At 74.4% G+C, this 19,340-nt stretch carries 18 protein-coding genes and 1 pseudogene; 8 read left to right on the top strand and 11 right to left on the bottom strand.

The window, feature by feature from the left end; translation table 11 throughout:
- The first annotated feature begins 19 nt into the window (after positions 1–19).
- Positions 20–1,030 carry a class I SAM-dependent methyltransferase gene (locus OG435_RS16015; protein ID WP_266877525.1) on the top strand — a complete coding sequence of 337 codons (1,011 nt, stop codon included), beginning with the start codon at positions 20–22 and terminating at the stop codon, positions 1,028–1,030.
- Complete coding sequence (locus tag OG435_RS16010) at positions 1,027–1,539, top strand: hypothetical protein (protein ID WP_266877524.1); 513 nt, start codon at positions 1,027–1,029, stop codon at positions 1,537–1,539. The genes OG435_RS16015 and OG435_RS16010 overlap by 4 nt, the downstream gene beginning before the upstream one ends.
- Here OG435_RS16010 and OG435_RS16005 read toward each other — a convergent pair.
- Positions 1,536–2,957, bottom strand: coding sequence for an MFS transporter (locus OG435_RS16005; RefSeq protein WP_266877523.1), 1,422 nt, complete (start codon positions 2,955–2,957; stop codon positions 1,536–1,538). The two genes, OG435_RS16010 and OG435_RS16005, sit on opposite strands and share 4 nt — an antisense overlap.
- A 115-nt stretch (positions 2,958–3,072) precedes the next feature.
- Between OG435_RS16005 and OG435_RS16000 the strand changes: the two genes are divergently transcribed.
- Positions 3,073–3,687: a helix-turn-helix domain-containing protein gene (locus OG435_RS16000; RefSeq protein ID WP_266877522.1), complete on the top strand. Its 615-nt coding sequence runs from the start codon at positions 3,073–3,075 to the stop codon at positions 3,685–3,687.
- An 11-nt stretch (positions 3,688–3,698) separates the two neighbouring features.
- Here OG435_RS16000 and OG435_RS15995 read toward each other — a convergent pair whose 3' ends face one another.
- The 4 genes from OG435_RS15995 to OG435_RS15980 all read right to left on the bottom strand — a co-directional run bounded on the left by OG435_RS15995 (position 3,699) and on the right by OG435_RS15980 (position 7,251).
- On the bottom strand, positions 3,699–4,331 hold the full coding sequence (locus OG435_RS15995) for a class F sortase (RefSeq protein ID WP_266877521.1): 633 nt from the start codon (positions 4,329–4,331) through the stop codon (positions 3,699–3,701).
- A 151-nt stretch (positions 4,332–4,482) separates the two neighbouring features.
- Positions 4,483–5,046, bottom strand: coding sequence for a hypothetical protein (locus OG435_RS15990; protein ID WP_266877520.1), 564 nt, complete (start codon positions 5,044–5,046; stop codon positions 4,483–4,485).
- Between the two features lie 220 nt (positions 5,047–5,266).
- Entirely contained in the window at positions 5,267–6,532 is a 1,266-nt protein-coding gene (locus OG435_RS15985; protein WP_266877519.1) for a sensor histidine kinase, read from the bottom strand.
- A gap of 8 nt (positions 6,533–6,540) precedes the next feature.
- Positions 6,541–7,251 (bottom strand): hypothetical protein, encoded by a 711-nt coding sequence (locus tag OG435_RS15980; protein WP_266877518.1) that lies wholly within the window; start codon positions 7,249–7,251, stop codon positions 6,541–6,543.
- Between the two features lie 213 nt (positions 7,252–7,464).
- Between OG435_RS15980 and OG435_RS15975 the strand changes: the two genes are divergently transcribed.
- Positions 7,465–7,929, top strand: coding sequence for a gamma-glutamylcyclotransferase family protein (locus tag OG435_RS15975; RefSeq protein ID WP_266877517.1), 465 nt, complete (start codon positions 7,465–7,467; stop codon positions 7,927–7,929).
- A gap of 16 nt (positions 7,930–7,945) precedes the next feature.
- Here the strand turns inward: OG435_RS15975 and dnaG are convergent, their stop codons facing one another.
- From dnaG to OG435_RS15955, 4 genes and pseudogenes are all read right to left on the bottom strand, one after another.
- Positions 7,946–9,877 carry a DNA primase gene (gene dnaG, locus OG435_RS15970; RefSeq protein ID WP_266877516.1) on the bottom strand — a complete coding sequence of 644 codons (1,932 nt, stop codon included), beginning with the start codon at positions 9,875–9,877 and terminating at the stop codon, positions 7,946–7,948.
- A gap of 34 nt (positions 9,878–9,911) precedes the next feature.
- Complete coding sequence (locus OG435_RS15965; protein WP_266877515.1) at positions 9,912–11,186, bottom strand: NAD(P)/FAD-dependent oxidoreductase; 1,275 nt, start codon at positions 11,184–11,186, stop codon at positions 9,912–9,914.
- Positions 11,187–11,279: 93 nt separating this feature from the next.
- Positions 11,280–12,623, bottom strand: coding sequence for a deoxyguanosinetriphosphate triphosphohydrolase (locus OG435_RS15960; protein ID WP_266877514.1), 1,344 nt, complete (start codon positions 12,621–12,623; stop codon positions 11,280–11,282).
- A 76-nt stretch (positions 12,624–12,699) separates the two neighbouring features.
- A pseudogene (locus tag OG435_RS15955) lies at positions 12,700–13,577 on the bottom strand (sirohydrochlorin chelatase).
- A 340-nt stretch (positions 13,578–13,917) separates the two neighbouring features.
- On the opposite strand from OG435_RS15955, the gene OG435_RS15950 reads away from it, so the two are divergent.
- From OG435_RS15950 to OG435_RS15935, 4 genes are all read left to right on the top strand, one after another.
- Positions 13,918–14,532, top strand: a complete 615-nt coding sequence (locus tag OG435_RS15950; protein WP_266881777.1) for a SanA/YdcF family protein — start codon at positions 13,918–13,920, stop codon at positions 14,530–14,532.
- A gap of 15 nt (positions 14,533–14,547) precedes the next feature.
- Positions 14,548–15,369 carry a glucose 1-dehydrogenase gene (locus OG435_RS15945; RefSeq protein ID WP_266877512.1) on the top strand — a complete coding sequence of 274 codons (822 nt, stop codon included), beginning with the start codon at positions 14,548–14,550 and terminating at the stop codon, positions 15,367–15,369.
- Positions 15,370–15,442: 73 nt separating this feature from the next.
- Positions 15,443–15,589, top strand: coding sequence for a hypothetical protein (locus OG435_RS15940; RefSeq protein WP_266877511.1), 147 nt, complete (start codon positions 15,443–15,445; stop codon positions 15,587–15,589).
- Between the two features lie 46 nt (positions 15,590–15,635).
- Complete coding sequence (locus tag OG435_RS15935) at positions 15,636–17,735, top strand: molybdopterin oxidoreductase family protein (RefSeq protein WP_266877510.1); 2,100 nt, start codon at positions 15,636–15,638, stop codon at positions 17,733–17,735.
- Here OG435_RS15935 and OG435_RS15930 read toward each other — a convergent pair.
- Together OG435_RS15930 and OG435_RS15925 are read right to left on the bottom strand one after the other, a co-directional pair.
- Positions 17,732–18,727, bottom strand: a complete 996-nt coding sequence (locus tag OG435_RS15930; RefSeq protein ID WP_266877509.1) for a nucleotidyl transferase AbiEii/AbiGii toxin family protein — start codon at positions 18,725–18,727, stop codon at positions 17,732–17,734. The two genes, OG435_RS15935 and OG435_RS15930, sit on opposite strands and share 4 nt — an antisense overlap.
- Positions 18,724–19,305: a hypothetical protein gene (locus tag OG435_RS15925; RefSeq protein WP_266877508.1), complete on the bottom strand. Its 582-nt coding sequence runs from the start codon at positions 19,303–19,305 to the stop codon at positions 18,724–18,726. The genes OG435_RS15930 and OG435_RS15925 overlap by 4 nt, the downstream gene beginning before the upstream one ends.
- Positions 19,306–19,340 lie beyond the last annotated feature (35 nt).

Raw genomic sequence — 19,340 nt, 5'->3', positions numbered from 1 at the left:
GGGGGATAAGGTTTCCGTCGTGCCCCACCTCGAGATATCCGACCTGATCACCGTCACCGACCCGCTCAGCGGGGCTCGACTGCCCGTCCGCCGGGGTGACGTGGTCCGCCGGTTCGACGAGGCCGGGGATCCGCGCGGCGCCCGGATCGTCGCCGGTCTGCCCGCCGGCCCGGACGACGTGCTCGACCCGCTCGCCGTGGACCGGCTGATGATCGGCGTCCACACCGGGCTGCAGCGGCTCAGCGAGGAACTGCGGATCGGGGAACGGCTGGTGCACGTACTGGACCCGCTGTTCGAGGCGATCCGGGAGATCGCCGGCCGCAACGGCCGGTTCCGCCTGGTCGACATCGGGTCCGGGCTCGGCTACCTCGTCCGCTGGCTGGCGTCCACCGGCGCCCTGGGCCGCAACGTCGAGCTGATCGGCGTCGACCTCGACGCCGCCCTCGTCGCCGAGGCCGACCGGCTGGCCCGCGCCGAGGGACTCGACTGCCGGTTCGTCCACGGCAACGCCTTCGACCTGCCCGAGGTCGCCACCGTCTACGTCTCCACCGGGGTGCTGCACCACTTCCGCGGCCCCGCGCTCGCGGAGTTCTTCGAGGCGCAGGCCGACTCCCAGGCCCTCGCCTTCTGCCACTTCGACATAGCCGCCACCCGGCTGGCACCCGTCGGCGCCTGGATGTTCCACCGCGCCCGCATGCGCCATCCGCTCGGCCGCCACGACGGGGTCGCCTCCGCCCGGCGCGCCCATTCGGACGAAACCCTGCTGCGCGCCGCGAACGTACCGGGCATCCGGCCGCTGGTCTACGAACCCCGGGGCCTGTCCAACCCCTTCTGCACCACCCTGCGCCCGGTCCTGGGCATCCGCCCCTACCTGGAGGACCCGCTGCGCCAGGCCCTCGGCCGCGCCTCCCGCCGCCTCGTGGGCGTGGAGCACCTGACCCGCGGGGGAGCGCCGACGCACGACGCCGCGTCCTGGTCGGCCGCGGGGGCCGGGTCGGCCGCCGGATCCGCCGCCGGGGCCGCGCGATGAACCCGGTCCTGCCGCTGCTCGTCCTGGGCCTCGTCGACGCCGCGTTCAGCGGCTTCCGCGCCTACGCCGGCCGGGACGCCCGGATCCGCAAGCACCGTGCCGTCGGCCGCGCGGCCCTGCGCGGCCTGGCCGTCGGCTCCGTCCTGCTGCTGGCCCCCGCCGTCACGGCCGGCGCCGTGCTGCTGCTCGCCGAGGACCCGGACCGGGCGTACGCGGCCCTCGCCGACGGCGGGACCGGCTTCCTCCTCCCGCTCGCGGCCTACGCCCTCGCCGTCGGGCTCTCGCTCGCCTCCTACTTCGCCCTGCCGTACCGGGCCAGTACCCTCGCCATGGTCATCGGGCTCGGCCCGCTGACCCTGGCCCGGCCGCTGATCGTGGCCGGGGCCTGCGCCGGTGCGCTCGTCGCCGGAGGCGGCTGGACCTCGCTCCTGGTGGCGGTCGTGGCGGGCGCCGCGGTGCTGTGCGTGGAGCCGTACGTCCAACGCCGCTGGTACGCGTTTCCGGTCTAGGGGGTGTCTTGTCGATCAGGCCCCCGCCCGGAGGCCCGGGCCACCGCGAAGAGGAACAGTCCGCAGGCCGTGACGAGCAGCCAGCCCGGCCGGGCCGCCCGGGCGAGGCCGTCCGGGGCGACGCCCGCGGCCAGGGCTCCCGCCACGGCGACGCCGACCGCCGATCCGACCTGGCGGGCGGTGGAGGTGACGGCCCCGGCCACACCGGCGCGGGACGGCGGCAGTCCGCCGACCGCGGTGTGGGTGAGCGGGGCGTTGGCGAAGCCGAACCCGATGCCGATGAGCAGGTAGGCCGCCAGCAGCGACGGCACGCCCGGGTCCGGGCCGAGGCCCACCATGCAGAGCCCGCCCGCGGCGGTGAACCCGCCCGCGAGGAGGAGCGGACGCCGGGGCCCCAGACGCCCGGTCAGGCCGCCGGACCACGGCGCGCACACGGTCGCCCCGAGGGCCATGGGCAGGGTCGCGGCGCCGGCGGCGAGCGGGGTCCAGCCTCGGGAGTTCTGCAGGTACAGGGTGGTGAGCAGCAGGCTCACGCTCAGCGCGGCGAACACCGCGACCGCGCCCAGTACCGCCGAGGCGAAGGGCGGCCGCCGGAACAGGCGGAGGTCGATCAGGGGCTCGGTCCGGCGGAGTTCGACCCGGGCGAAGGCCGTCGTGGCCGCCGCGACGGCCGCGTAGCAGGCCAGGGCCGCGGGGGAGGCCCAGCCGATGCGGGGGCCCTCGATCAGGACGCCGACCGACACGCACAGGGCCGCCGTCAGGAGCAGCTGGCCGGGCAGGTCGAGCCGCCGGGCCCGCTGTCCGCGGGACTCCGGTACGAACACCGCGACCAGGACGAGCGCGACGGCGACCACCGGGGCGTTGATCCAGAACACCGACCGCCAGCCGAAGGCCGCGATGAGGGTCCCGCCGATGACCGGGCCCGCCGCCATGCTGAGTCCGAAGACGGAGGCCCATATGCCGATGGCCCGGGCCCGCTCCCGCGGGTCGGGCATCGCGTTGACCACGATCGCCAGGGCCACCGGGCTCAGCATCGAGGCCCCGACCCCCTGGACGGCCCGCGCCGCGGTGAGGAGGCCGAGCGACGGGGCGAGGGCGCAGGCGACCGAGGCGAGGGCGAAGACCACCAGCCCGCAGCGGAACACGCGGCGGCGTCCGAACCGGTCCGCGAGGGCGCCGGAGGCGATGAGGAGGCTGGCGAGGACCACCGTGTAGGCGTCCACGACCCACTCCAGCCCGCGGGTGCCCGCCCCCAGGCCCCGTCCGATCGCGGGCAGGCCCACGTTGACGATGGTGGTGTCCACCCCGATGAGGAACATGCTCAGCGCGCAGACGGCCAGTACCGTCCACCGGCGGCGCGCGCCGGGGGCTGGTCCGGCGGCCGTCCCGGCCGGGATCGTCGTGGTCGTCGGGGTCATGGGTCCGCCTTCGGTCCGCGAGGGCCTGTCGGCCTCCGGCTTCGGATGTCGGCCCATGCTCCGACCGGGCGACGCCCGCGGCCCAGGAAATTTGCCGATACCGCAAAATGGCCCCATGGACAGGGACGCCGAACCGACCGACCCCGCCGAACCGACCGACCCCGCCGAACTCGCGCGGACCCTCGACGCCATCGGCCCGCGCCTGCGGGCGCTGCGGCGCGAGCGCGGCCTCACCCTGGAGGCGCTCGCGCGGGCCACCGGAATCTCCGTGAGCACGCTCTCCCGCCTGGAGTCGGGCAAACGGCGCCCCACCCTCGAACTGCTCATCCCGCTCGCGCGCACCCACCGCGTGCCCCTGGACCAGCTCGTGGCCGCCCCGGTCACCGGCGACCCGCGCGTCCACCTGAAGCCCCGCCGCAGGGACGGGAGCGTCCTGGTCCCCCTGACGACGTACCCCGGCCGGGTCCAGGTCTTCAAGCAGGTGCTCGCGTACCGGGAGCCGAAACTGGTGACCCACGCGGGCTACGAGTGGCTCTACGTGCTCGCCGGCGAGCTCCGCCTCGTCATCGGCGAGCGGACCCTCACCCTGCGCCCCGGCGAGGTCGCCGAGTTCGACACCGGCGAACCGCACTGGTTCGGCCCCGCCGAAGGCGAGGTGGTGGAGATCCTGCACCTGTTCGGACCCCACGGGGACCAGGCGGTCGTCCGCACCGGCGGGACGGCCCCCTAGCCGGCAGGACCCTAGTACGTGCCCGTCAGGTGGGCGAAGACGACCACGTTGCCCTGGTAGCCGGTGCGCGGGGAGAAGCCCCCGCCGCAGGTGATGACGCGCAGCTCGGCGCGCGGCGCCGACCCGTACACGCGGGAGTCGGGGAAGGCCTTGGCGTCGTAGACCTCCACCGCGTGGACGGTGAACACGGCCGTACGGCCGTCAGCGCGGGCGACCTCGATCAGGGCGCCCCGGCGCAGCGCGCCGAGGTGGTAGAAGACCGCGGGCCCGGTGGCGTCGTCCACGTGCCCGGCGACGACGGCGGTGCCGTCGGCGCCCGGGGTGGTGCCCTCCCGGTACCAGCCCGCCAGGTTCCGACGGGAGGGCGGCGGTACCTCGAGACTGCCGTCGGCCTGCAGCCCGAGCCCGGTGAGCGGGGCGTCCACCCGGATGGACGGGATGCGGATCCGGGTCGGCGGGGAGCCGGGGAGCGCGGCGATGGCGCCGGTGAAGCGGGCCTGGGCGCTCAGCGCCTCACCGAGGGAGGGCAGCGGGGGCCGGACGGGCTCGCCGGAGCCGCTGCCGATGAGCCAGACGCCGACGCAGGTGGCGAGCGCGACGAGCCCGCCGGCGCGGGCGCGGGCGCGGCGTGCCTCTGCCTCCATGCGGCCCCCTCGGCTTGTGACGTGGTGATGTGGTGACGGGATGACGTGGTGACTGGCCGTCGCCCGGCCCCGCGAACGGGGGGGACCTCGCGGGGCGGGCGACGGGGGACGGTACCGGTCGGACTGCGGCCGGAGCCGCGGTGGGCGTCCGTCAGTTCCGCGTGCCGCTCGCCCGGCGACGCAGGAACCAGGTACCGCCGACGGCGGTCGCGGCCAGCACTGCCGCTCCCGCCGCGATCTTGGCGGGGTCGGTGGTGGTGGTCGTGCCACCGCCCACCCCGGTGCGCACGTGGCCCTGGGGGGCGCGGTCGTGCTCGGTGACGATCAGGTCGCCGGTGGCGAACTTGCCGTTCGCGCAGGTGGCGCCGATCGCGTGGGTGCCGGGGTGGGTTCCGCGGGCGACCTGGAACTGCCCCACGACCACCTCCTTGTGGGTGCCCGGGGACAGCTTGAAGCGGCCGCCCCCCACGGTGGTGGCATCGCCCTCGGCGTGACTGCCCGGGCCGCAGGCCTTCGTGTTGACCGTGACGGTGGTGCCGGGGGCGGCCGACGTGGGCCAGACCTCCAGCGGGGCGAAGTCGCCGGCCGCGAAGCCCGTCATGCCGAAGCCCGTCATGCCCAGGTCCGCGGCGGCGACCGCGCCGGCCACCGGGCCGGTGAACGCGACGGCGGTCAGCGCGGTGGCGGTGAGCACGTGGGCGGTGCGTCGGCGCATGGGGGGTCTCCTGTGGACACGGGGTCGTGTCTCCGAGGTAACCGGGGCGGCCGGGCGGGCGCCTGCTGATGTGGTGTCAGATTGGCGCCGGGGGGACGGGGCGGTGGGGTGTTCTCGCAGGTGGGGTGGGGTGGGAGGGCATTTGCGGGGCCCCACGCCGTCCGGGTGACGGTGGCCTCGCGGGTGCGGGTGTCGCTGCGGGGGTGCCGCTTCGGGAGGGTTATGCCGGGGGGAGGGTCAAGGCGGCCGAGGCGCCCGTGGGAGCGGCGTTGGTGAGGGTGATGCGGGCGCCGATGACCTGGGCCTGGCCCAGGGCGATGGTCAGGCCCAGGCCCGTGCCCTGGCCGCGTTCGGTCGCGCCCGTCAGGAACCGCTGCGGGCCGTCCCGCAGCAGCGTCTGGGGGAAGCCCGGGCCGTGGTCCCGGACGGTGACGGTGTTCGCGGCCACCGTCACGGTGATCGGGCCCCCGCCGTGCCTGCGGGCGTTGAGCAGCAGGTTCGTCAGGATCCGCTCCAGCCGCCGGACGTCCGTGCGGACCCGGGTATGGCCGTCGGCGGCGCCCAGGACCTGAGCCTCCACTCCCGATCGCCGGGTGACCGTCTCCACCAGCGGCCCCAGGAGGTGGACGTCCAGCTGCGCCACCTCCCGGTCCCCGTCCAGCCGGGCCACCTCCAGGAGGTCCTCCGTCAGACCGCACAGGGCCGCGACCCGGTCGCGCACCAGCTCCGTGGGCCGCCCCGGGGGGAGCAGCTCGGCGGCGGTGAGCAGACCGGTCAGCGGGGTCCGCAGTTCGTGCGCCACGTCCGCCGCGAACCGCTGCTCCGCCACCAGCCGCCGCTGCAGGCTCGCCGCCATCGTGTCGACCGCCGCGGACAGCTCGGCCACCTCGTTCCGCGTCCCGGGAACGCCCGACGGGCCTATGCGCGCGTCGAGTTCGCCCGTGCTGATCCGCCGGGCCGTCTCGGCCGCGGACCGCAGGTCCTTGCTCAGCCGACTGGCCAGCGCCGCCCCGCCGATTCCCGCGAGGGTGACGACGACCACCCCGAAGGCCATCAACTTCTGGTCCAGTTCCCGCAGTTCCGACTGTTCCCCGGCCAGTGACTGGCGTACGGAGAGCACTTGGGCGCCGCCGACCGGCCGGGCGGCCCACACCGCCGGGTGGGGTCCGTGCAGGTCGAGGTAGGTGGTGCGCTCCCCGGCCAGGGCGGCCTTCCGCAGGGGTTGCGGCAGGGTCGGGCAGTCGAGGCGCGCGTCGGCCTCCCCGACCTTGTCGAAGTCGAGCTGGCCCGTGAGCTCGTACACCTGCCGCACCCGGACGAGCTGCGCGAGGGCGCTCTTGCGCGCCGCGTCGGCCACCTGGTTCGCGCGGGCCTCGTGGATCAGGATGCCGATGGTGAGCGCCACGAGCGAGCAGCCGACGGCGAGCAGGACGGCGATCTTCCAGCGCAGGCCGAGGGAGTGCACGAGGCGGCGGCAGCGGAGCACGAAGCGCCTCACCTGGCCGCCCGGCTCGAGGGCGCGGGGGGCTGGGCGTAGGACGGCTGCGGGGCCGGGCAGGTGCCGGAGCGCGGCACGGAGATGGCGTTGCCGAACTTGTGGTCGTCGCTGAGGACGCTCATCCGCTGGCCGTCCCAGTGGTAGCGGATGTCGTGCGAGGACCCGTCCTCGTCGGTGGTGCGGACCAGCAGGTCGGCGCCGAGGGTCTCGATGCTCATCCGCCGGCCGCTGGTGAACAGGATCGGCACGATCTTCCCGCCGGCGGCGGTGTAGACGCTCAGCACCGAACGCCCGGTCTGGGTGTCGGCGGCGACGATCAGCTCGTGCTTCCCGTCGCCCGTGAGATCCATGTACCGGGCCGGCCGTACCCCGGCCTTGCCCGGCGCCTGGATCTGCTTCTCCCGGCTGAAGCGCTTCATGTTCTTGTCCGCGCGGATCACGGCCATCATGTCGACCTCCTCGATCCCCTCCGGCCCCACCGACGGGGCGCCTTCGAGCGGCTTCGGCGGCGCCTCCCGGCCGGCCACCGCCGTACCGCCGGCGCTCGGCGACTCGGTCCAAGAGGGCCACAGCGGCTTCGGCCGGGGCTGGGAGGAGACGGGCGGCGCGACCTCGCCGGATCCGAGGCCCCCGGGCGTGCCGCAGCCGCCGAGGCCGATGCAGAGCAGGGCGGCAGCGGCGAGGCGGCGGTAGGTCGGTCGAGTCATGGAAGGCGGAACCGTCGGTGGTGGGGAGGGCGGGGCGTGGGGGCTGGGTGCGCAGAGGCAGACTGACGGTAGAAGGCGTCGGTCACGGGAACCGGGCGGACGTGTAACAGCGGTGCGTACGCGGGCTCCCGGGGCCGAACTCGGGACCTTCGGCCCGCCCCGCGGCCGGTGGGAGTCCGGTCAGCAGCTCAGTCTGAATCGAGGGAGGCCCGCATGACATCGGCCGATCGGCCGGAAGGTCACGCCGAAGAAACGATTCCTCAGAGTGAGGAGCTCCCGTTCTTCGTCTACGGGACCCTGCGCCCCGGCGAGGTCAACCACGACCTGTTCCTGCGCGGCCGCACGGCCGCCGAGGAACCCGCCCGACTCCCGGACGCGGCCCTGTACGAAGGCCCCGGATACCCGTACGCCGTGCACCGCCCCGGCTCCGCCATAGCCGGGGAGCTGATCACCCCGGTCCCGGGGGCCTACGGGGAACTCCTCGCGGCGCTCGACCTGCTGGAGGAGTACGCCGGCCCCGGACACCCCGCGAACATCTACGACCGCACCGCCCGCGAGGCCCTGCGTCCCGACGGCACCCCGGTCCGCGCCTGGGTCTACCTGGCGGCCCCGCCGCTGGCCCACCACCTCGCCCGCTCCGGCACGCGCATCCCGGGCGGCGACTGGCTGCGGCGCTAGGGCGCGCCCTGCGGTCCTACAGGCCTTCCGCGCCGCGGTTGCGCAGGCGGCGGCCGTACTGCTGGAGGACCCACAGCTCCTCCTGGACCGCCGCCAGCTGCTCCGGCGCGTCCTGGTGGCCGAGACGGGACAGGGTGCCCTGGATCTCGTGCACCCGGCGGTCCACCGCACGGAGCCTGACCTGGACCAGCTGGACCCCGGCGTAGACCTCGTCCACGGTCTTCGCGTGGATGGCCTCCACGACGAGCTCGGTGACCAGCGCGCGGACGGTGTCGTTCGGCGCGGCGTCCCGGACCCGGGTCACGTAGTCCTCGGTGCCGAGCGAAGCGCCGCCGGCGTCCAGGATGGCCTGGCGGACGGCCGCGTAGGGCGGGGCGGTGAACTCGTCCATCCCGTACGCGTCGAAGGCGGGCGAGACCAGCGCCGGGCGCTGGAGCGCCAGCTTGAGCAGCTCGCGCTCGGTGATGTGCGCGGGGCTGCGCAGGTTCAGCGCGGGCCCCGTGGGGGTGGCGGACGGCGCGGGGATGTCCTCGTACGAGTGGCCGGAGTGGCCCGAGCCGCCGGAGTTGCCCGACGGCCCCCGGCGCCCCTGCTGCGGCTGGTTGCCGCGCTCGCGGGCCCAGCGGTCGAGCTGGGCGATCCGCTTGACCACGAACTGCTCGTCGCGCATGCCGAGCATGCCCGCGAGCTGGACCGCCGACTCGTGCTGGATCGCGACGTTCTTGATCTTCTTGATGATCGGGGCGGCTTCCTCCAGCGCGGCCGCCCGCCCCGCCGGGTTCTCCAGGTTGTGCCGGGCCACGATGTGCTTCAGCGCGAACTCGAACAGCGGGGTGCGGGCCTCGACCAGCCCCGCCACGGCCGCGTCGCCCTTGGCCAGGCGCAGGTCGCAGGGGTCCATGCCGCCCGGGGCGATGGTGATGGAGGTCTCCGCTGCGAACTTCTGGTCGTCCTCGAAGGCGCGCAGCGCGGCCTTCTGCCCGGCCGCGTCCCCGTCGAAGGTGAAGATCACCTCGGCGGTCGCGTTGTCCATGAGCAGCCGGCGCAGGATCTTGATGTGGTCGCCGCCGAAGGCGGTGCCGCAGGTGGCGATCGCGGTCGTGACCCCGGCCATGTGGCAGGCCATCACGTCGGTGTAGCCCTCGACCACGACGGCCCGGGAGGTCTTGGCGATCTCCTTCTTGGCCAGGTCGATGCCGTACAGCACCTGGGACTTCTTGTAGATCGCGGTCTCGGGGGTGTTCAGGTACTTGGGGCCGTTGTCGTCGTCGCGCAGCTTGCGCGCGCCGAAGCCGACGACCTCGCCGCTGATGTCGCGGATGGGCCACATCAGCCGGCCGCGGAAGCGGTCGATGGGCTTTCCGCTGCGGCTGTCCTGGGACAGGCCCGAGGTGATCAGTTCCTTGTCGCTGAAGCCCTTGCCGCGCAGGAAGCGGGTCAGGTGGTCCCAGCCGGCCGGGCTGTAGCCGACGCTGAAGTGCTGGGCGGCGGCCTGGTCGAAGCCGCGCTCGGCCAGGAACTTGCGGCCGATCTCCGCCTCGGCGCTGCCGAGCTGGTCCATGTAGAACTGGGCCGCCGCCTTGTGCGCCTCGACCAGCCGGATCCGCTCGCCGCGCCCGCTGCTGCCGGCGGTGTAGCCGCCCTCTTCGTACCGCAGGGTGATGCCGGCCAGGCCGGCGAGCCGCTCCACCGCCTCCGAGAAGGAGAGGTGGTCGATCTTCATGACGAAGTCGAGGGTGTCCCCGCCCGCCTGGCAGCCGAAGCAGTGGTAGAAGCCCTTGCTGGGGCTGACCTGGAAGGACGGGGACTTCTCGTCGTGGAAGGGGCAGAGGCCCTTGAGGTTGCCGCCGCCCGCGTTGCGCAGCTGGAGGTACTCCGAGACCACGGCGTCGATCGGGACCGCGTCCCGTACCGCCTTCACGTCGTCGTCGTTGATCCGTCCTGCCACCGCGCCAGTCTACGGCCGGGCGGGGACAATCCCGTCAGGCCCCTTCCGCCGGAACCAGGGCCGAAAGCGGAATCGACGGATCCGCCAGTTTCTCCCGGTCCACGGGCGCCTTCGACCTGATCAGGGCCTGGATGTCCTCCGTGACGTCCCACACGTTCACGTTCATCCCGGCCAGCACCCGGCCGTCCGAGAGCCAGAAGGCGATGAACTCCCGCTTGCCCGCGTCCCCGCGGATCAGCACCTGGTCGTAGCCGCCCGCCGGGGCGTACCCCGAGTACTCCAGACCCACGTCGTACTGGTCGGAGAAGAAGTAGGGAACCCGGTCGTACGAGACCTCCTGCCCCAGCATCGCCCGCGCGGCGGCCGGCCCGCCGTTCAGCGCGTTCGCCCAGTGCTCCACCCGCAGCCGGGCCCCCAGCACCGGGTGGTGCGCGGCGGCCACGTCCCCGACCGCGAAGACGTCCGGGTCCGAGGTGCGCAGCGAGGCGTCCACGGCGATCCCGCCCCCGTGCTCCCGGTCCACCAGGGCCAGGCCCGAGGTCTCCGCCAGCGCGGTCCGCGGGGCGGCCCCGATCGCCGCGAGGACCGCGTGTGCCGGGTGCTCCTCCCCGTCGTCCGTACGGGCCGCCAGCACCATGCCGTCGTGCCCGACGATCTCCGTCAGGTGGGAACCGAAGTGGAAGCGGACCCCGTGCTCGGTGTGCAGGTCGGCGAAGAGCCGGCCGACCTCCGGACCGAGCACCGCGTGCAGCGGGGTCGGCGCCGGCTCGATCACGGTGACCTCGGCCCCGTACCCGCGGGCCGCCGCCGCGACCTCCAGGCCGATCCAGCCGGCGCCCGCGATCAGCAGGTGCCCGTTGTCCCGGCCCAGGCCCGCCAGGGCCTTGCGCAGCCGCTCCGCGTGCGAGAGCCGGCGCAGGTGGTGCACCCCGACCAGTTCGGTGCCCGGGATGTCGAGTCGGCGCGGTTCGGCGCCGGTGGCGAGCAGCAGCTTGTCGTAGGGCAGTGCCGTGCCGTCGCCGAGCACCACCTTCTTGGCCTCCCGGTCGAGCTGGACCGCGGGCTGGCCGAGGTGCAGCTCGATGTCGGAGGCCGCGTACCAGGACGGCTCGTGGACGAAGACGCTCTCGCGCTCCTCCTTGCCCGCCAGGTACCCCTTGGAGAGCGGCGGCCGCTCGTAGGGATGCTCGCGCTCGTCGCCGATCAGGATCACCCGCCCCGTGAACCCCTCGGACCTCAGCGTCTCGGCCGCCTTAGCCCCGGCGAGCCCTGCGCCGACGATGACGAACGTCCGGTGTGCGTCGACCACCTGATGCCTCCTCATAACCTCTGCGCCACATGCGACCACATGCGAGCGTCCCGCACCGAGCCTGCCGCGTGAAGGGGGAGTGGCCCGATCGCCTCACCCTTCGGCGCGTCGCGCGCGCTGGGTGAGGCGGGCGTGCAGGGAGCGCGCGGAGGCGTCGGTGAGGGCCGCGAGCTGGTCCACGACCGCCCGCTTCCTGGCCCGGTCGTCCGGGGCCGCGTCGAAGATCGCACGGAACTGCGGGTCCAGACCCTCCGGCGCGCGGGCGCTGACGGCCTCCGCCAGTTCGGCCAGGACGATGCGCTGATCGGCGCGGATCCGCTCCTGCTCGTCGCGCTGTATGACGTACAGGTCGGCGACCGCCTTCAGCACCGCGCACTCGTTGCGGGCCTCGCGCGGCACCACCAGCTCCGCCGCGTACCGGGTCAGCCGCCCGGTCCCGTACGCCTGCCGGGTGGCGCCCTCGGCGGCCAGGCAGAAACGGCCGATCAGCTGGCTCGTCGCGTCCTTCAGCCGGGCCTGGGCCACGGCCGAGCCGTCGTAGCCGTGCGGCCACCACTCCTCCTCCATCAGCCGGTCCAGAGCCTCGCGGAGCTCCTCCGGCTCGGTGTCGGAGGGCACGTACCGGCCGATGGCCACCCGCCAGATCTGGGTGCGCTCGGGCTCGGCGAAGAGCAGGTTCGGGTCGAGGTGGCCAGCGTGCAGGCCGTCCTCGAAGTCGTGGACGGAGTACGCCACGTCGTCGGACCAGTCCATGACCTGCGCCTCGAAGCACTTGCGGTCCGCGGGTGCGCCGCGGCGCAGCCAGTCGAAGACCGGCAGGTCGTCCTCGTAGGCGCCGAACTTCACCGAACCGGGGTCGGTGGGGTGGTCCCCGCGCGCCCAGGGGTACTTGGTGGCGGCGTCCAGGCAGGCCCGGGTGAGATTGAGCCCGACGCTGACCAGTTCGCCGCTCACCGGATCGGGGACGAACCGCTTGGGCTCCAGCCGGGTCAGCAGGCGCAGCGACTGGGCGTTGCCCTCGAAACCGCCGCAGTCCTTGGCGAACTCGTTGAGCGCTTCCTCGCCGTTGTGGCCGAAGGGCGGGTGCCCCATGTCGTGCGACAGGCAGGCGGCTTCGACCAGGTCGGGATCGCATCCGAGCGCGGCGCCGAGCTCCCGGCCGACCTGGGCGCATTCGAGGGAGTGCGTCAGCCGCGTACGGGGACTCGCGTCCCAGTCGTACGAACGCGTCCCCGGGGTCACCACCTGGGTCTTCCCCGCGAGCCGGCGCAGGGCGGCGGAGTGCAGCACGCGGGCGCGGTCACGCTGGAAGGCGGTCCGCCCGGGCCGTTTGTCGGGCTCGGTGGCCCAGCGCTCGGTATCGGCGGGATCGTACGGCTCGCCGGGCAGGTCGAGGGCGGGTCGGACAGGTGCGGTGGTGCCTTCCATGCCTTCCATGGTCAAACGGTAACCGCACGAACCGACAAGACGAGGCAAGAGGAGCAATCCGAGCGATTGGGACCCAACCCGGCCGTTAGGCGGTGGCCAGTTCGAGCGGCTCCTCGTGCGCTACGGGCCCTGCGAGCGCGGCGGCGGCTTCGTCGTAGCGCTGGAGCACCAGCCGGGCCAGCGCCGGATGGTCGCCCAGCGGGGCGGCGGCCGGACCCGGCGCGGCGGCGGCGCTCGCGGCGGCGAAGCGGCCCGGGGCGGTGAAGTAGGAGGCGACCGCGACCGGGTGGAGGCCCCGCGCGGCCAGGGCCCGTACGGCGGCGGGCACCGAGGGCGCGGTGCCCGAGGCGTAGGCGGGCACCACGGGCACCCCGCCGAGGCGCTCCGAGAGCAGGTCGGCGGTGGCGCGCACATCGGCGCCGGAGTCGGGGTCGCGGGACCCGGCGGCGGCCAGCACCACCGCCGACCCGGGGCTCCAGCCGGCCTCCACGAGCCGCTCGTACAGGGCCTCGACGAGCAGCGGATGCGGGCCCAGCGGGGCGGCGACACGGGCCCGCAGATGCCCGGCGCGGGCGGCGGCGGCCGGCAGGTCCCGCTTGACGTGGGTGCCACGGCCGAGCAGCAGCGGTACGAGGACGGCGTCTCCGGAGGCCCGGTCGAGGGTGCGCTCCAGCAGCGGGTGGTTCAGCTCGATGTGACCGAGCCGGACGTCGAGGCGGGGGCGGAGCTCACGGACCCGTTCGAGCAGGGCTTCGACGGTGTGGAGGGCGCGCGGATCGCGGCTGCCGTGGGCCACGGCGACGAGGGCGGGCTGCTGCATGGGAGGACTCCTGCGTGGTGTCGGGGACGCAGCCCGCTGAGCTGCGTACCGAGCTGGGCGGTGATCCGGGTCAGCAGCTCCGCGGTGGTCGCGGGCGGAAGGGGCATGGGCAGGAATTCGGGAGGGTGCGCCGGCTCCGTCATGAACCGATCCTGCGCGCGGCAGGTTGCCGGTGCGTTGCGCGGGCGTGACGGGTGTTTTCCACCTGCTCACAGGGGGGTGGACGGCGGGGGGAATCCAGCTCCTCCGGCGCCGGGGGCGGCGTACCCCGAGAGGCGCTGGCCTCGGGGAAACCGCCGGGGGCGTCCGCGCGTCCGTAGTCGACAGGACCACCAGGAGGGCATTGCATTGAAGCGCGCAGCGGTACGTGACCTGTTCGGGGCGACCCGGGGCCGGCTGAAGGCCGTAGGGGGCCGGCTGGGGGCCGTACGGATCACGGTGCCCCGGACCGTACGGGCCCGGCGGCGGGCCGTGCGGGTGGTGATGGCGGGCTGCGTGCTGGCCCTGCTGCCCTCGGCGTGGACGCACGCGTCCGCCGGGCCCCGGCTGCGGACCACCGCCGACGCGCCCGCCGCCGAGGTGGCCGTGGTGTTCGGCGCCGGGCTGTGGAACGGCCGGCCCACCCCGTACCTCGCGCGCCGCCTCGACGCCGCCGTCGAGCTCTACCGCGCGGGGAAGGTCAGGGTCGTCCTGGTCACCGGCGACAACAGCCGTACCGATTACGACGAGCCCGACGCGATGCGCGCGTACCTGACGGGCCACGGGGTGCCCGACTCCCGCGTCGTCAGCGACTACGCCGGCTTCGACTCGTGGGACTCCTGCGTCCGGGCCCGGGAGGTGTTCGGCGTGCACAGGGCGGTGCTGATCAGCCAGGGCTTCCACATCCGCCGGGCGGTCGCGCTCTGCCGGGCGGCGGGCGTGGACTCCTACGGGGTCGGGGTGTCCGACGTGCACGACGCGACCTGGTACTACGGCGGGGCCCGCGAGGTCTTCGCGGCGGGCAAGGCGGCACTGGACGCGGTGTTCGAGCCGGAGCCGCGGTTCCTGGGGCCGAAGGAGGAGGGGGTGTCGCGCGCCCTGGCCTCCGTGGCAGACTGACGCCGCGATCGGCATATGCCGATTAGTCATATACCGATCTGTCTCGTGCGTCAGGGGTGTGGAACCGTGGCTGTTGTGGATCTGAGCGGCAAGGTCGTCGTCGTCACCGGTGGGGCCCGGGGCCTCGGCGCGGCGGCCGCGCGGGCCGTCGTGGACGGCGGCGGCAAGGTGCTGATCACCGACGTCCTGGAGGCCGAGGGCGCCGAGACGGCGGCCGAGCTCGGCGACGCGGCGCGCTTCCTGCGTCACGACGTGACCAGCGAATCCGACTGGGACGCGGCCCTCGCCTTCGCCCTCGCCGTATTCGGCCGCATCGACGGACTGGTCAACAACGCGGGCATCGCCTCCGGCGCGTTCCTGGAGCACGAGAGCGTCGAGCACTTCCGCAAGGTCGTCGAGATCAACCTGGTCGGCGTCTTCATCGGCATCAAGGCCGCGATCCCGCTGATGCGGGAGAACGGCGGCGGCTCCATCGTCAACATCTCCTCCGCCGCAGGCCTCACCGGCCTCGCCCTGACCGCCGGCTACGGAGCCTCCAAGTGGGGCGTGCGCGGACTGTCGAAGATCGGCGCGGTGGAGCTCGCGGAGTCCCGGATCCGCGTCAACTCCGTACACCCCGGCATGACGCTCACCCCAATGACGGCCCCGGTCGGCATCCGGGCGGGCGAGGGCAACTACCCCGGCGCCCCCCTCGGCCGTGTCGGCCTCCCCGAGGAGATCGCCGCCGCCGTCGCCTTCCTCCTCTCGGACGCCGCGGGCTACATGACCGGCGCCGAGCTCGCGGTCGACGGCGGCTGGACGGCCGGCCTCACGGTGAAGTACCTGACGGGCCAGTGACCCGGCCCCGGCGCCCCGGCGGACATTCGGATGCCCGCCGCCGGGCACGCCCTTCGGGCCCGGCCACCGCACGGTGCCCCTGCTCCCCGAGCGCGGCATGCTGCACGTCGACGCCGTCGACGGCCGGATCGTGTACGTGGAGGTCCTCTGCCGCCCCCCACTGCGCAGGGCCTCACCGGAGCCGGCGGCGGACGCTGAGGCGGAGCACGCAGACTCGTAACGCGGGGCGGCGGCCCGTGTAACACCGCCGACGCACGCTGGGCCGCATGCACACCTCGGAGTCCGTTACCGCCACGCACTGCCCGTACTGCGCGCTGCAGTGCGGGATGAACCTGCGCCCCGAGCCGGGCGCGGTCGGCGGCGTGGCAGTGGAGGAGCGGGCCGACTTCCCCGTGAACCGGGGCGCGCTGTGCGGCAAGGGCCGCACCGCCCCCGCCGTGCTCTCCTCCCGGATGCGCCTCACCGAGCCGCTCGTCCGCACCCGCGCCGGGCGGCTGGAGCCGGCCACCTGGGAGGAGGCCCTGGACGCCGTCGCCGAGGGCCTCGCCCGCACGCGGCGGTCGTACGGGGCAGACGCGGTCGGGGTGTTCGGCGGCGGCGGGCTGACCAACGAGAAGGCGTACGCCCTCGGGAAGTTCGCCCGCATCGCGCTGGGGACCTCGCAGATCGACTACAACGGCCGGTTCTGCATGTCCTCGGCCGCCGCCGCGCACCAGCGGGCCTTCGGGCTCGACCGGGGGCTGCCCTTCCCGCTGGAGGACATCCCCCGGACCGGCTGCGTCATCCTCGTCGGCTCCAACCCCGCCGACACCATGCCGCCCGCGCTGCGCTTCTTCCGGGAACTCCGCGCGAACGGCGGCACGTTGATCGTGGTGGACCCGCGCCGCACGCGCACCGCCGAACAGGCCGACCTGCACCTGGCCCCGCGCCCCGGCACCGACCTGGCGCTGGCGCTCGGCCTGCTGCACCTCGTCGTCGCCGGCGGCCACACCGACGAGGAGTTCATCGCCGGGCGCACCAGCGGCTGGGAGGAGGCCCGCGCGGCCGTGATGGCGCACTGGCCGGAGCTGGTGGAGCGCATCACCGGCGTCCCCGTCCCCAGACTCCGCGACGCGGTGGCGATGTTCTGCGCGCCCGAATCCGCGATGGTGCTCACCGCGCGCGGCCCCGAGCAGCAGTCCAAGGGGGTCGACACCGTCGGAGCCTGGATCAACCTGTGCCTCGCCACCGGCCGGGCCGGCCGGCCGCTCTCCGGCTACGGCTGCCTCACCGGCCAGGGCAACGGGCAGGGCGGCCGCGAGCACGGCCAGAAGGCCGACCAGCTCCCCGGCTACCGCAAGCTGACCGACCCGGCGGCCCGGGCCCACGTCGCCGGGGTCTGGGGGATCGACCCCGACGACCTTCCCGGGCCCGGCCGCAGCGCGTACGAACTCCTCGACGAGCTGGGCTCGGACGTCAAGGCCCTCCTCCTGATGGGCTCCAACCCGGTGGTCTCGGCCCCCCGCGCCGGCCACATAGAGGACCGCATCTGCTCCCTGGACTTCCTGGCCGTCGCCGACGTGGTCCTGTCCGAGACCGCGGCCCTGGCCGACGTGGTCCTCCCGGTCACCCAGTGGGCGGAGGAGACCGGCACCACCACCAACCTGGAGGGCCGCGTCCTGCTCCGCCGCCGGGCCCTGACCCCGCCGCCGGGGGTCCGCTCCGACCTGGAGGTCCTGCACGGCCTGGCCACCCGCCTGGGCATGCCGAAGGCCTTCCCGAGCGAGCCCGAGCAGGTCTTCGAGGAGCTGCGCCGCGCCTCGGCGGGCGGCCCGGCGGACTACTCGGGCATCACCTACGCCCGCATCGAAGCGGAGCAGGGCGTCTTCTGGCCCTGCCCGGCGGAGCCCGGCCCCGCCGCCGGGCCCCACCCCGGCACCCCGCGCCTCTTCCTGGACCGCTTCGCCACCGAGGACGGCCGGGCCCGCTTCGTGCCCGTCTCCCACCGCGACGCCGCCGAGGTGCCGGACACGGAGTACCCGCTCCTCCTCACCACCGGCCGGGTCGTCGCCCAGTACCAGTCGGGCGCGCAGACCCGCCGGGTGGACGAGCTCAACGCGGCCGCCCCCGGCCCCTTCGTGGAACTCCACCCCCGCCTCGCGGCCCGCATCGGCGCGGTCGACGGAGCCCCCCTCGCGGTCACCTCCCGCCGCGGCCGCGCGGTCGCCCCGGCCCGCATCACGGACACCATCCGCGCGGACACCGTCTTCATGCCCTTCCACTGGCCGGGCGAGGGCCGGGCCAACACCCTGACCAACCCGGCGCTGGACCCGGTCTCCCGGATGCCGGAGTTCAAGGTGTGCGCGGTCCGGGTGGAACCGGCCTAGGCCGTCCCTTCCGGGGCTCCGGCGAAGGTGGGCGCCAGGGCCGCCAGCAGGCGGTCCGCGTAGGACTCGGCGGAGCCGGGGATCCCCGGGTACTCCTGGTGGAACGCGGCCCAGTCCGTCCGCGCGAGCTCCTCGAAGTGCGCGGGCGCGGGCACCGGTTGCCCGCCGCCGACCTCGAACTCCCCGGAGAGCCGGAACACCTCCGCCAGCAGCGGGTACGGCAGCGCGCAGTCCTCCGCCAGCAGGACCGCGTCGTAGAGGTCCTTGCCCTGCGGGTACAGGTCCCCGGCCAGCCACAACAGCTTCCAGGCGAGGGACAGCTCCCGGCCCGCCCCCAGCAGCGGTACCCCCGCCACCTCCACCGGCTCCGGCGCGGCCGGCAGGTGCTCGTTGAAGACGAAGTCCAGCTGGACCTGCCCGCCCCGCATCCCCGGTGCGGACCAGGGCAGGACCAGCCTGCGCCCCGGAACCCGTTCGTACGTCCAGATGTACTCGGAGACCGCCTCCGAAGCCGGCATCACCAGGCCGCCGTACGGGGCCAGCCGCTCGGCCCCGGCCGCGATCGCGTCCAGCATGCGCCCGGTGCGGTCCTCCTCGATCATCCAGTCCGCGGGGACCACGACGAAGTCCAGGTCGTGCGGTTCCCGCGCGATCTTCCCGAACCACCGGGACATCAGCATGCTGCCGCGCAGCACCAGTGAACCGGCATCGCCCGAGGCCCCGACCGCGCCCAACGCCACGTCCATCGCCGCCCGTCGGGCCGACCGCCAGGCCGCTCGCGCCGCCGGCTCCGGGATCACCGGATCCAGCGGCCGGTACGCCTCGGAGAAGTGCTTGAGGGCGGGATCGAAGGCCACCGCGGTCGGATCACCCCTGTCGCCCGTCCTCAAGGTCCGGGGCGGCTGGTGCATCCGCCGCCGCCGCTCCGCCTCCGGCTCCGCCGGATCGTCCGGGCCGCCCGGAATCGACGGCTTCCACTCCTGGCCGCTCATCGCGCGTCCCCCTCCTCGATCCACCCGTCGTCCACCGACAGGTCACTGTCGTACAGCACGAACTCCCGCTCTTCCGAGCGGATTTCGTACCCGGCCCCCAGCAGCGCGGCGACCAGCGCGTCGCACGCCGCCCCCGCCTCCGCCGCCGTACCCCGCCACCGCTGGGTCACGAATCGTTCCTGCCCCGCCCCCGGCAGGACCCGGCGGGCGTTCCACGAGACGTGTGCCGCGTGCCGGACCACCAGGGACTCCAGGGCCGGGCGGTCCCAGTCCGCGGGGAGCCGCAGTTTGAGGTGGTGCTCGAAGTACCCGCCGCCCGGCCCCGGGGGCTCCGCGGTCCACGGGACCGTCTCCACCTTGACCCGGACCGGGTCGAAGCCGGCCGCGCGCAGCCCGGGCACCAGGACCTCGTGCCCGTCGCGGTCGGGCAGCGTCAGCATCGGCTGCGAGGTCATCCGGCCCCTGGCCAGCACGATGTGCGTGACCTTCAACTCCCGCCGCGCGGACCACGATTCGAGCCGCGCCAACTCCACCGGATCCGGGCAGCGCACGGTGACGTGCGTTTCGTACACAGACATGGCCACGATCCTCTCGGACATGCGTCCGATCCGCA

This window comes from Streptomyces sp. NBC_01264 (assembly GCF_026340675.1).
Taxonomy (GTDB): domain Bacteria; phylum Actinomycetota; class Actinomycetes; order Streptomycetales; family Streptomycetaceae; genus Streptomyces.
This window is presented reverse-complemented; position numbering and strand designations above follow the sequence as displayed.